This window comes from Xanthomonas arboricola pv. guizotiae (genome assembly GCF_002940205.1).
GTDB classification, from domain to species: Bacteria; Pseudomonadota; Gammaproteobacteria; order Xanthomonadales; family Xanthomonadaceae; genus Xanthomonas; species Xanthomonas arboricola_C.
This window is the reverse complement of the sequence record NZ_MDSK01000029.1, coordinates 1-14,041: the sequence shown is the minus strand read 5'-3', so window position 1 is coordinate 14,041 and position 14,041 is coordinate 1. Positions and strand designations below refer to the sequence as shown.

Annotated in this window: 5 protein-coding genes; all 5 read left to right on the top strand. The window is 66.3% G+C overall.

From position 1 onward, the window contains the following. Positions 1-121 precede the first annotated feature (121 nt). The 5 genes from XarbCFBP7408_RS16350 (at position 122) to XarbCFBP7408_RS16330 (ending at position 13,663) form a co-directional block, all read left to right on the top strand. Positions 122-2,371, top strand: coding sequence for a methyl-accepting chemotaxis protein (locus XarbCFBP7408_RS16350; protein ID WP_104563855.1), 2,250 nt, complete (start codon positions 122-124; stop codon positions 2,369-2,371). Between the two features lie 108 nt (positions 2,372-2,479). Then, on the top strand, positions 2,480-4,954 hold the full coding sequence (locus XarbCFBP7408_RS16345) for a methyl-accepting chemotaxis protein (protein ID WP_104563854.1): 2,475 nt from the start codon (positions 2,480-2,482) through the stop codon (positions 4,952-4,954). A gap of 669 nt (positions 4,955-5,623) precedes the next feature. Further along, entirely contained in the window at positions 5,624-7,882 is a 2,259-nt protein-coding gene (locus XarbCFBP7408_RS16340; RefSeq protein ID WP_104563853.1) for a methyl-accepting chemotaxis protein, read from the top strand. A 518-nt stretch (positions 7,883-8,400) separates the two neighbouring features. Beyond that, complete coding sequence (locus XarbCFBP7408_RS16335) at positions 8,401-10,665, top strand: methyl-accepting chemotaxis protein (RefSeq protein ID WP_104563852.1); 2,265 nt, start codon at positions 8,401-8,403, stop codon at positions 10,663-10,665. Between the two features lie 325 nt (positions 10,666-10,990). Then, a complete protein-coding gene (locus XarbCFBP7408_RS16330) occupies positions 10,991-13,663 on the top strand; it encodes a methyl-accepting chemotaxis protein (RefSeq protein ID WP_104563851.1) in 2,673 nt (890 codons plus the stop codon). Positions 13,664-14,041: the final 378 nt, after the last annotated feature.

Sequence of the window (14,041 nt, the reverse complement as noted above, 5' to 3'; positions counted from 1 at the left end):
TATCGAGGTATTCAGCGATGCTTGGATGGGCCGTTACTGCGCATAGCGACATGTCACGCAACCACCGGTTGGCGTGACCTGTTCGCTCCCATCCATCGCCTAACGCCTTCCAGGATCTGTCATGACTGCACTTCTCCAACGCTACAACGTCGGCCCCCGACTAGCGGCGGCTTTTGCTGTCCTGATCGTATTATCCGGCATCATTGCGTTTATCGGTTATCGCGGCCTGGCCTCTGCAAGGGCGCTGGTGGATCACCTGGTGCATCAGAACATGGAGAAGATCCGCCTCTCCAACGACATGATGAATGCCAACTACATCATTGCGATGCAGATCCGCAACGTGGTCCTGCCGACGTCCAATGAAGATAATCTCAGGTTCATCGAGATCATCAAGACCGCGCGCGCCGATTACCTCAAGGCACGCGAAATCCTGTATGCAATTCCGCCCTCCGAAGAAGGCAAGGCCATCCGGGCGGAAATCGATCGCCGCCGTGCGGTCGCCAAGGTCCTGAACGACAAGGTGATCGACCTGGTCATGACCGGCCACAGCGACCAGGCACTGCCCTTGCTGCTGACCCAGGCCGCGCCGGCGATGCAGCAATGGCAGGACAAGATCGCCGAGAACATCGCCCTGCAGGACAGGCTGGCTGGCGAGGCCTCTGCGGTCGCACTGCAATCCATGGACGACTCGCGCAAGCTGCTGGTCGGCGGCTCGCTGCTGGTGGTGCTGCTGAGCGGCGTGCTGGGCGTGCTGATCACCCGCAGCCTCACCCAGCCACTGAGCCGGGCCACCCGCACAGCCGAATCGATTGCCGACGGCAAGCTGGATAACGACGTCGACACCCGATTCAACGACGAAAGCGGCCGTCTGCTCAAGGCGATGAGCAAGATGCAGCTGCAGTTGCGCAACCTGCTCGCCGCGCAGACCGACATGGCCAGGCGCCACGACGATGGCCAGATCAGCTTCCGCATCGATGCCGCCGCCTTCCCCGGCGAATACGGCCGCATGGCGCACGACACCAACACCTTGGTGGGCTCTCACATCGCGACGAAGATGCGGCTGGCGCAGATCATGGGGCGCTATGCGATCGGCGACCTGTCCGAGGACATGGAAAAGCTGCCCGGCGAAAAGGCCGTGCTCAGCGAGACCATGGCGCAGGTCAAGCTCAATCTCGGTGCGATGAATACCCAGATCAAGCATCTGGCCGTGTCCGCCGCCAACGGCGACTTCAGCGCCCGCGGCGATGCCGAGCGCTTCCAGTACGACTTCCGCCTGATGGTGGAAAGCCTCAATACCCTGATGGCCACCGCCGACGGCAACCTGCAGTCGTTGTCCGGCCTGCTGCAGTCCATCGCCGCCGGCGACCTCACCGCACGCATGAGCGGCGACTTCCGCGGCGTGTTCGCGCAGATGCGCGACGATGCCAATGCCACCGCCACCCAGCTGGCCGAGATCGTCAGCGGCATCAAGGCCTCGGCGGTGTCGATCAAGGGCGCCGCCAGCGAAATCGCGGCCGGCAACCAGGATCTGTCCCAGCGCACCGAGCAGCAGGCCGCTAACCTGGAAGAAACCGCCGCCTCGATGGAAGAACTCACCTCCACCGTCAAGCAGAACGCCGAGAGCGCGCGCCAGGCCAACCAGCTCGCCATCGGCGCGGCCGGCGTGGCCTCGCAGGGCGGCGAGATCGTCGGCAAGGTGGTCGAGACCATGAGCGGCATCGAAGCCTCGTCCAGGAAGATCGCCGACATCATCTCGGTCATCGACGGCATCGCGTTCCAGACCAACATCCTGGCCTTGAACGCCGCGGTGGAAGCCGCGCGTGCCGGCGAGCAGGGCCGCGGCTTTGCCGTGGTCGCCTCGGAAGTGCGCACGCTGGCGCAACGCTCGTCCGCTGCGGCCAGGGAGATCAAGGGGCTGATCGACGACTCGGTGCAGCGTGTGGCCGACGGATCGGTGCTGGTGCACAGCGCCGGCAAGACCATGGGCGAGATCGTCTTCAGCGTGCAGCGGGTCACCGACATCATGGGCGAGATCTCCGCCGCCTCGCAGGAGCAATCCTCCGGCATCGAGCAGGTCAACCAGACCGTCACCCAGATGGATGAGACCACCCAGCAGAACGCCGCGCTGGTGGAGGAAGCCACCGCCGCCGCGCGCGCGCTGGAAGACCAGGCCACCCAGCTCACCGACGCGGTGGCGGTGTTCAGGACCGATAACGCGCATGCCCTGGCGCCGGTGCGCCCGGCCGTCCCGCGGCCGGTGGTGACCCACGCGCTGAAGGCCAAGGTGGCCGCGACCGGACGCACCGCCGCGTCCAGGCCGCGCGCCGTGGTCACCGCGCCAAGCAACGACGCCAGCTGGCAGGAGTTCTGAGCCAAGCGAGCACGACAGTCTGAACGGAGCCGGTCGACATCGACGCCGACCGGCTCAAGGCATCCCTGTGATCGGCCGATAGGCTGCTTACGCCTATGAGAGACATCCATGACCACCTCGCCCGCGCTGTCGCCGCAGACCGCCTCACCCTTTCCGCAGCGTTGGACCAGCCGTTGGGATGATCTGGCGATCGCCAGGAAGCTCGGCATGATCGGGATTCTGGCGCTGGCGGGCCTGGTCATTCCGGTGCTGCTGTACAGCGGCAAGCTCAACGAGAGTGTGGCCATCAGCAGCAACGAGTTGCGCAGCTATGCGCCGCTCGGACAGATGCTGGGCCTGATCACCGACCTGCATGCCGCCCACGTCGACAGCGGCAGCGCCGCCCGCGCCGCAGCCGAGCGCGCCGAGCGCGATCTGCAGCAACTGCTGGCCACCACCGCCACGATGCAGGGCTTCGACCGCAGCCACAAGGCCTTGCTTGGCCTGCAGCAGCGTCACCTCGCCAGCGCCGCTGCAGACGACTACGCCGCGGTCAGCGAACAGGCCTTTGCCGCGCTCGACGCCTTGCGCGACGACAGCCAACTGGTCTACACCCCGTATATCGAAAGCTACCACCTGGTGGTGGCCACGCTGATCTACAGCCCCGATGCCACCGAATCGCTGACCCGCCTGGATGCGGCCAGCGACCCGTCGCAGGCCGCCGACAGCCGCGCCATGCTGCGCGAACAGCTCGGCCAGCTGGCCCGCAGCCATGTGCGCTTCCGGCATGAGCTGGACAAGGCGATGGGCCTGCTGGAACAACCCGATCCCGCGCTGGCCGATGCCGCCAGGACCGAGACCGCGCGTGCAAACGCGGCGCTGGCCGCGCTCGGCACCGCGCTCGACGGCAGCGACGCCAGCGCCGACACCCAGTGGAACGCTGCGCTCGACGATCTCGGCCAAGCCATGCAGGCACTCAGCAGCGTCTCGCTGCAGGCCTTGCAGCGCCAGTCCAAGCGTCACCTGGCCGATGCCCGCAACGCGATGTGGCAGGCGATTGCCGGGCTGTCGCTGCTGGCAGTGCTGATTGCAGCGCTGGGCTGGCACACCTTGTCCCGGCTGACCCGCAACGTGCGCCGCGCCGCCGCGGTGGCGGCCAATATCGCGCAAGGCCAGCTCGGCGGGCACATCGCCGCGCCCAGCCGCGATGAAACCGGCCAGCTGCTCGACAACATGCGCCGGATGCAGGAACAGTTGCAGCGCGTGCTGGCCGCACAGAGCGAGATGGCCCAGCGCCACGACGCCGGCCAGATCAGTTATCGCATGGACGCCGAGAGCTTCCCGGGCGCGTACGCCACCATGGTGCGCGACACCAATGGCCTGGTCGGCTCGCATATCGCAGTGAAGATGAAGCTGGCGCAGATCATGTCGCGCTATGCCATCGGCGACCTGAGCCAGGACATGGACCGCCTGCCCGGCGAAAAAGCCGTGTTCAGCGACACCATGGACGCGGTCAAGCGCAACCTGTTTGCGATGAACAGCGAGATCAAGTTGCTGGCCCAGGCTGCGGCCAACGGCGATTTCAGCGTGCGGGGCGATACGCAGCGCTTCCAGCACGACTTCCTGGCCATGGTGGAGAGCCTCAACCAGCTGATGGCCACCGCCGATGGCAATCTGGGCGCGCTGTCCAGCGTGCTGCGCGCCATTGCCGCCGGCGACCTCACCACCCGCATGCATGGCGACTTCCACGGCGTGTTCGCGCAGATGCGCGACGATGCCAATGCCACCGTGGCGCAGCTGGCCGATATCGTCGGACGCATCCAGCAGTCCACCGACGCCATCAACGCTGCCGCCAGCGAGATTGCCGCCGGCAACCAGGACCTGTCGCAACGCACCGAGCAGCAGGCCGCCAACCTGGAAGAAACCGCCTCCTCGATGGAGGAACTCACCTCCACCGTGCGCAACAACGCCGAGCATGCGCGGCGCGCCAACCAGCTGGTGGTCGGCGCCGCCGCGGTGGCCTCGCAAGGTGGCGCGGTGGTCGGCGAAGTGGTCGGCACCATGGCCGGCATCCAGGCCGCCTCGCGCAAGATCGCCGACATCATCTCGGTCATCGACGGCATCGCCTTCCAGACCAATATCCTGGCCTTGAACGCGGCGGTGGAAGCCGCCCGTGCCGGCGAACAGGGGCGCGGTTTTGCGGTAGTCGCCTCCGAGGTGCGCACCCTGGCGCAGCGCTCGGCCGGCGCGGCCAAGGAGATCAAGCAGCTGATCGACGATTCGGTGAGCCGGGTCGAGCAAGGCAATGCGCTGGTCAGCCAGGCCGGCCGCACCATGCAGGACATCGTCGATTCGGTGCGCAGCGTCACCGAGATCGTGCACGAGATCAGCCAAGCCTCGCAGCAGCAGTCGCAGGGCATCGAGCAGGTCGGCCAGACCGTCGCGCAGATGGACCAGGCCACCCAGCAGAACGCCGCGCTGGTGGAAGAAGCCACCGCCGCCGCACGTTCGATGGAAGCACAGGCGCAGCAGCTGCGCGATGCGGTGTCGGTGTTCCAGCTGCAGGCCGCAGCCAGGCCGGCCAGGCTGGTGCGTGCCGCGTAAGGCGGTTGCGCGCGCAGCTGCATGCGCGCCAAGCCGCACACCTGTGGGCCAGCGCACAGGGCCCTCGTGCAACATGGTCGCCGGCGCCGGTGTGCTGACCGATCGCGGCCGAGCAACACCGCCTGGGCCGCGCAATCAAGCGCTGCCTCCAGACTGGAACCAACGCAGCGGCATGACGTCTCCGCTGCGGACCCGACGTCAATCTGCCCGGCAGCCGTTTGGTGTCTGGCGCAGGCAATGCCCTGCTCTCGCACGCCGCTGCGACAACGTCGCATAGCCGGCCCCATCACTGCATCGGCCAGGGATTTCCATCCGGCCATCTCGCAACGGCAACGTCGCACCGCGCCCAAAAGGGTGAGACAGATGTGAATCCGCCGATGGACGCATCGGTGTTGATAGCGCTCCCATCGACGTTTCCGGTCCATTTGTGCACATGCGCGTCACTTCAGTGACGGCCACCCATACGCAGCGGTGGGCACGCATTCAGTCGTCCAGGCACCGGCCGCTACCTACCACGCACGCATACCTGCCTTGCAATTGCTGGGGTCACCACGCGGTGGCCCGGGTGATGGATCGGTTGGATGCCTGCCCCGCTGCACCTGTTTACCGCCCACGCGTCCTCCCCGACGCGTCTTGTTCTTCCTTGCCAACTGCCTCGAGACCCCCAAAATGATCGCTCTTCTCCAACGGTACAACGTCGGCAAGCGCCTGAGCTTCGCCTTTGGCACGCTGATCCTGTTGTCGTGCGCGCTGGTCGCCGCCGGCCTCTACACACTGGCGCAGGCCCGCGAACGCATGGACACGGTGGTCAACCGCAACATCACGATCATGCAGTACGCACAGGATATGACCAACGCCACCTCGGTCATCGCCGTGCAGCTGCGCAACATCGTGTTGCCGACCTCGCAAGAAGACAATCTGCGCTTCTACGCCATCATCAAGGACCAGCTGAAGCGCTACGAAGACACCCACCGCAAGCTGTACGAATTTTCTGCATCGCCCCAGGCCACCCAGATCCGCGAACGGATCGACCTTGCCAGCGACCAGGCCCGCAAGACCAACGAAGCGGTCGCGCAGCTGGGCCTGACCGGCAAGGCTGATGAGGCACTCAAGCTACTGCTGGAAAAGGCCGCACCGAACACGCAGCAATGGCAGGATGCGTTGACGGAGTATTCCGATCTGCAGCGTCAGCGCACCCAGCAAGCCTATGTGGCCACGACGGCAGAAATGGCCCGCGGCCGCGCGATGTTGATCGGCGGCGGCCTGGCGGTGGTGCTGTTCAGTACCCTGCTCGGCTTCCTGATCACCCGCAGCCTGGTGCGCCCGTTGACCCAGGCCACCCGCGCTGCCGAAGCGATCGCCAACGGCAATCTCGACAACGACGTGCGCACGCAGTCCAACGACGAAACCGGCCGCCTGTTGCAGGCCATGGATCGCATGCAGGGCCAGGTGCGCAACCTCATCACCGCACAGCTGGACATGGCCAAGCGCCACGATGACGGCCAGATCAGCTTCCGCATGGATGCCGGCGCCTTCCCGGGCGACTTCGGCCGCATGGCCAAGGACACCAACGCCCTGGTCGGCTCGCACATCGCGGTGAAGCTGCGCCTGGCACATATCATGGGCCGCTATGCGATCGGCGACCTGTCCGAGGACATGGAAAAGCTGCCCGGCGAAAAGGCCGTGCTCAGCGACACCATGGCGCAGGTCAAGGTCAACCTCGGTGCGATGAATACCCAGATCAAGCACCTGGCCGTGTCGGCGGCCAACGGCGACTTCAGCGCCCGCGGCGATGCGGAGCGCTTCCAGTACGATTTCCGCGTGATGGTGGAAAGCCTCAATACCCTGATGGCCACCGCCGACGGCAACCTGCAGTCGCTGTCCGGCCTGCTGCAGTCGATCGCCGCCGGTGACCTCACCGCACGCATGAGTGGCCAGTACCAGGGTGTGTTTGCGCAGATGCGCGACGACGCCAACGCCACCGCCGAACAGCTGGCCGGCATCGTCGGCCGCATCCAGACCGCTGCCGACGCGATCGGCCTGGCCTCGGGCGAAATCGCCTCCGGCAACCAGGATCTGTCGCAGCGCACCGAGCAGCAGGCCGCCAACCTGGAAGAAACCGCTGCCTCGATGGAAGAGCTCACCTCCACCGTCAAGCAGAATGCCGAACACGCCAGTCAGGCCAACCAGCTCGCCATCGGCGCGGCCGCAGTGGCGTCGCAAGGCGGCGATGTGGTGGCCAAGGTGGTCACCACCATGTCCGACATCCAGGGCTCGTCGAAGAAGATCGCCGAGATCATCAGCGTCATCGACGGCATTGCCTTCCAGACCAATATCCTGGCCCTGAATGCCGCCGTGGAAGCGGCGCGTGCCGGCGAACAGGGTCGCGGTTTTGCAGTGGTCGCCAGCGAAGTACGCACACTGGCACAGCGCTCGGCCGGTGCGGCCAAGGAGATCAAGCACCTGATCGACGACTCGGTCGACAAGGTCACCCAGGGTGCCATCCTGGTCGACCAGGCCGGCACCACCATGGCCGAGATCGTCGCCAGCGTGCAGCGCGTCACCAACATCATGGGCGAGATTTCCTCTGCGTCGCAGGAGCAGTACTCCGGCATCGAGCAGGTCAACCAGACCGTGACCCAGATGGACGAGGCCACCCAGCAGAATGCCGCGCTGGTGGAAGAAGCCACCGCCGCCGCACGGGCGATGGAAGCACAGGCCCAGCAGCTCACCGAAGCGGTCGCCGTGTTCAAGGTTGCCGAACATGCACCGGTGGCGCGCCGGTTGTCGGCCATTGCCAACACGCCCGCCAATGCCCGCAGCACCCCGCGCCCGCACGGGCGCGCCAGCACTGCCGCGCCCGTGCGTCGCAGCACCGCTGGTGCGCCGGCAACCGCAACCGATGTCGGCGACTGGCAGGAGTTCTAAGCACCGCCCAGCGCTGTCGGCACATCGACGCCGGGTGCGCCAGCGATGCGACTGGCGTGCACGCTGAGCGGGAGACGCCTGCGACCCCACGCTCACGCTCACGCACGCGGCCCAGCAATCGGCAGCTGCAGCATGTCACCACGGCACCGCACACGCGGTGCCGTTTTAGCTTGCGCGCTCCCTGCCGGCGGTGCGCAAGCCCGCAGGCACCACGGCCAGCGTGAAATCTCACTTCACATCGTGCGGGACGGTTTCCATCTCATCGCCTCCCAAACCGCGTTCGACGGCTGTTTTCTAGGGATATTCCCGACAGCCCCCCACCAATTCCCCACCCCTTGTACACATGGCAGTCACGTGCCTGAGACCCGGCTTTACCGGCGCGTCCGGCCTGCCTCAATACCGTAGTTCCAACGCCGTTATCTGACCGACGCATTACACAAGGCATGACTTACGACGCACTGCTCCAGCACTGCATCGCGGGCCAGTCCATCCACCGGCACATTCGCTCAGGTCACTCCATGAATTCCTTTCTGCACCGCTTCAACGTCGGCAAGCGCCTCTCCCTGGCCTTCGGCGTGTTGATCCTTCTGTCCTGCGCGCTGGTGGCTGCCGGCCTGTACACGCTCAGCCAGGCGCGCGGACGCCTGGACACCATCGTCAACCGCAACATGGCGATGATCCAGTACGCCACCGACATGCTGGACGCCAATGCCACCATCTCGTTGAACCTGCGCAACATCGTGCTGCCGACCACGGCCGAACAGAATCGCCAGTTCGCTGAAGTGATCGACGCCCAGCGCATCCGCTACAAGGAGCTGCGCGAGAAGCTCTACGCGTTCCCCGCCGACGCGCACGACCAGCAATTGCGCAACGCGCTGGATTCGACCCGCGAGCAGGCGCTGGCGCATAACCAGCAGGTGCGCGAACTGGGCATGGACGGCAAGGTCGACCAGGCCATGCCGATCCTGCTCGAACGCGCCGCGCCGGCCACCCAGCGCTGGCAGGATGCGATCCGCACGTATTCGGATGCGCAACGCAAGAGCAGCCAGCTGGCCTACGACCAGGCCAATGCCTCGATGGCGCGCGGGCGCAGCATGCTGATCGGTGGCGGCCTGGCCGTGGTGCTGCTGAGCGCCCTGCTGGCCTGGACGATCACCCGCAGCCTCACCGGCCCGTTGAACCGCGCCACCCGCGCCGCCGAGGCGATCGCCGACGGCCGGCTCGATAACCAAGTGCACAGCGAGGCCAGCGACGAAACCGGCCGCCTGCTGCAGGCAATGGACAAGATGCAGTCGCAGGTGCGCAACCTGATCACTGCGCAGCTGGACATGGCCAGGCGCCACGATGATGGCCAGATCAGCTTCCGCATGGAAGCCGACGCGTTCCCGGGCGACTACGGCCGCATGGCCGGCGATACCAACGCCCTGGTCGACAGCCACGTCCAGGTCACGCTGCGTCTGGCGCAGATCATGGGCCGCTACGCCATCGGCGACCTCAGCGAGGACATGGACGCGCTGCCCGGCGAAAAGGCCAGGCTGACCGACACCATGGCGCAGGTGAAAACCAACCTGGCCTCGATGAATCAGCAGATCAAGCAGCTGGCCCAGTCCGCCGCCGACGGCGACTTCGGCGCACGCGGCGATGCGGCGCAGTTCCAGTTCGATTTCCGCGTCATGGTCGAGAGCCTCAACCAGTTGATGGCCACCGCCGACGGCAGCCTGCAGTCGCTGTCGGGCATCCTGCGCGCGATTGCGGCGGGCGACCTGACCGCACGCATGGACGGCGAGTTCAAGGGCGTGTTCGCCCAGATGCGCGACGACGCCAACGCCACCGCGACCCAGTTGTCCGGCATCGTCGGGCACATCCAGCACTCGGCCATCTCGATCAATGCCGCCGCCAGCGAGATCGCCGCCGGCAACCAGGATCTGTCGCAGCGTACCGAGCAGCAGGCCGCCAACCTGGAGGAAACCGCCGCCTCGATGGAGGAACTCACCTCCACCGTGCGCCAGAACGCCGAAAGCGCGCGCCAGGCCAATCAACTCGCCATCGGCGCCGCCAGCGTGGCCTCGCAGGGTGGCGAGGCGGTCAGCAAGGTAGTCGACACCATGAGCGGCATCGAGGCCTCGTCCAAGCGCATCGCCGACATCATCAGCGTAATCGACGGCATCTCGTTCCAGACCAACATCCTGGCCCTGAATGCCGCCGTGGAAGCGGCGCGTGCCGGCGACCAGGGCCGCGGCTTTGCGGTGGTCGCCTCGGAGGTGCGCACCCTGGCACAGCGTTCGTCCGCAGCGGCCAAGGAGATCAAGAGCCTGATCGACGACTCCGTGCAGCGTGTGGCCGACGGGTCGCAGCCGGTGGACCAGGCCGGCAAGACCATGGCCGAGATCGTCGCCAGCGTGCAGCGCGTCACCAACATCATGGGCGAGATCTCGGCCGCCTCGCAGGAACAGTCGGCCGGCATCGAGCAGGTCAACCAGACCGTCACCCACATGGACGAAGCCACCCAGCAGAACGCCGCGCTGGTGGAAGAAGCCACCGCCGCCGCCCGCGCGATGGAAGAACAGGCCCAGCAGCTCACCGAGGCGGTGGCCGTGTTCAAGATCGTCGAGCAGGGCCCGGCCGCACGTCAGCCCGCGTCGATGGTGGCGGCACCGGTCAATGCAGGCTTTGCCGCCCGCCCGGCCGCGCGTGCCGGCAGCAACGCAGCGCCACGCCGCAGCACCGCCGGCACGGCGACCGTGGCAGCCACCGCCGGTCCGAGCGACTGGCAGGAGTTCTGAGCCCCTGCGCGACGCGTCGCACCCGCAATCTCCTCAAACACCTTTCGAGCGCAGTTTGATTCAATGACGAATCTTGGGGCCGCTTCCTGGCGAGGGAAGCGGCCCTCTTTTATTGCAGCGCTTGGACCTGCGTCTGGCCTGGCACTACATCCTGGTCCAGAGTTCACCTTGAATTAACAACCGCCTTTCCGTAGCGATATGCCGAATGGGCAGGAAGACTGGATAACTGTGCCGACTTCAACACAAACCATCAATTAATTGGATAAACGGCCGCTATCGACTTCACGCATCCGTAACGCCCTCCCCGGGCAAGGTCGATTCCCCCATGCACTTTTTCAACCGCCTGTCCGTCGGCACCCGGCTGTCCGCGCTGCTGACCTTGGTGATCGCGCTGTCCCTCGGCCTGCTGGCCCTGACCATCTACCGCCAGTCCGCCGACGACATCGAATCCCAGGTCAAGGCCGAGCTGCGCTCCAGCACCCGCTTGATGCAGCAGTCGGTGGCGATGTACGACGTCACCCTGACCGAGGGCACCCAGCGCCTGGGCAGCGTGTTTGACGACATGCTTCCCACCGGCGCACGCGCACTCGATAGCGCCAGTACTGTCACCATCGGCGAGCAGAACACCCCGACGCTGCGCGCCGGCAAGCAGGCGCTGAATCTCAATTTCGACGCCGTGGACCGCTTCGCACAGGCAACCGGCGGGGTCGCCACGATCTTTGCGCGCACCGGCGACGACTTCGTGCGCATCACCACCTCGCTGCGCAACAAGCAGAACGCGCGCGTGATCGGCACCCTGCTCGACCGCAAGGGCAAGGCCTACGCCGCGTTGTCGCAAGGCAATGCGTTCACCGGCCAGGCGCAGCTGTTCGGCGAACAGTACATGACCCACTACCAGCCGCTGCGCAATGCCGCCGGCGAGGTGATCGGCGCACTGTTCGTCGGGCGCAACTACACCCAGGGCCTGGCTGCGCTGAAGGCGCAGGTCAGCACCACCAGGCTGGGCCAGGACGGCTACTTCGTCATCGTCGACATGGCGCCGGGCGAGCACCAGGGCCAGGTCATCGCCGCACCGCCGGGCACACCGGCCACGCTGGCGGCGCTGGTGCCGGCCGGGCAGCAGGCGCTGCTGCAGTCGGTGCTGGACGGCAAGCAGCCCAGCGCCAAGCTGCAGTTGCGCGATGCCCGGGGCAACGCCCAGGCCTTCGAAGTCACCGCCCAGCGCTACGCGCCGTGGCAATGGGCGGTGATCGGCACCCAGCCGCGCAGCGCCATCGACGGCCCGCTGGACGCTTTGATGGGCAGCATGCTGCTGTTCTCGCTGGTGGTGCTGGGCCTGTGCATCGCAGTGGTCTTCATCGCCGCGCGCAGGATGGTCACCCGCCCGCTGCTGGCGGTGGAACGCGTGCTCGGCGATGTGGCTGCCGGGCGCCTGGACAACCCGATCGAGATCGACCGCCATGACGAACTCGGTCGCCTGCTGCTCAACGCGCGCGCCATGCGCGACGACCTGCGCGCGCGGCTGCAACGCGATCAGCTGATCGCCAGCGAAGCGCTGCGCGTGCGCACCGCGCTGGACGATGTCAGCACCAACGTGATGATCGCCGATGCCGATCGCCGCATCATCTACGTCAACCGCCCGCTGCAACGCATGCTCAAGAGCGTGCAGGACGAACTGCGCCGCGACCTGCCCCACTTCGATGCCGATGCGCTGATCGATGCCAGCATCGACCAGTTCCACCGTAAGCCCGAGCACCAGGCACGCATGCTCGACCAGCTCACCGGCACGCACACCGCGCAGATCCATGTCGGTGGCCGCACCATGCGGCTGGTGGTCAACCCGGTGCTGGGCGCGGCCGGCGAGCGCATGGGCTTTGTGGTCGAGTGGGCCGACCGCACCCAGGAGGTCCAGGTGGAACAGGAGGTCGCCCGCATCGTGCAGGCCGCCGCTGCCGGCGACCTGAGCGAGCGTGTCGGCCTGGAAGGCAAGCAGGGCTTCCTGCTGCTGCTCGCCCAGCAACTCAACGCGCTGCTGGACAATAACGCGGACGGGCTCTCGCGCGTGTCCGCCCTGCTCTCTGCGTTGTCGCAGGGCGATCTGACCGCGCGCATGGACGGCGACCTGCAAGGCGTGTTCGCCACCATCCGCGACGATGCCAATGCCACCGCCGACCAGCTGGCCGGCATCGTGCGCCGGATCAAGGACTCCTCGCTGGCGATCAACTCGGCCGCCACCGAGATCGCCACCGGCAATGGCGACCTGTCGCGTCGCACCGAACAGCAGGCCGCGGCCCTGGAAGAAACCGCCGCCTCGATGGAAGAGCTCACCGCCACCGTCAAGCAGAATGCCGACAACGCCGACCAGGCCAATCGGCTGGTGCTGGACGCCGCCGGCGTGGCGGCCCAGGGCGGCGATGTGGTCGGCCGCGTGGTCACCACCATGGCCGACATCGACACCTCGTCCAAGAAGATCGCCGAGATCATCGGCGTCATCGACGGCATCGCCTTCCAGACCAATATCCTGGCCTTGAACGCAGCGGTGGAAGCCGCGCGCGCCGGCGAACAGGGCCGCGGTTTCGCCGTGGTCGCCTCGGAAGTGCGCACACTCGCCCAGCGTTCGGCCGGTGCGGCCAAGGAGATCAAGCACCTGATCCAGGATTCGGTCACCCGCATCGGCAACGGCGCCGCGCTGGCCTCCGAGGCCGGCAGCACCATGCAGCAGGTGGTCAGCTCGGTGCAGCGCGTCACCGACATCATGAGCGAGATCACCAGCGCCTCGCGCGAGCAGGCCGCCGGCATCACCCAGGTCAACCAGACCGTCACCCAGATGGACGAAACCACCCAGCAGAACGCCGCCCTGGTGGAAGAAGCCACCGCCGCTGCTCGCGCGATGGAAGAGCAGGCCACGCAACTGGTGGATGCAGTGGCCGTGTTCCGCCTGGAACAGCAGGACCAACTGAACACCTCGCTGGCCAACGCACGCCACGCCTACGCCTGATGCGACAGACGACGACGGCGCGCCCATCGAATATGTAAGTCGAGGGCGCGATGCCCTCGCCGCTTGAGGGACAGGCCATCAATCTGTCAGTGGAGACTGCGCCTCGTCGTTTAGGCGCGATCCGCTGATTGAATCAAAAAACTCAGTGAGTCGAGTGCGCGGCGCCCTCGCCGCTTGCGGGACACGCCGTGAATCCGTCCATGGAGGCTCCTTGGCGGCATCCATGCCGCCAAGGGTCCCGCAACCGGCAAGGACACCGCGCCAGACAGTTAGTCGGCTGCTTTCTTAACAGGCTGCTGAAATACCTCTCAGCTCGTAGACTACTTGAGTCGGAACATCCCCCACTACCATGCGTGGCGTAGACGTCTTCAGCGAGCA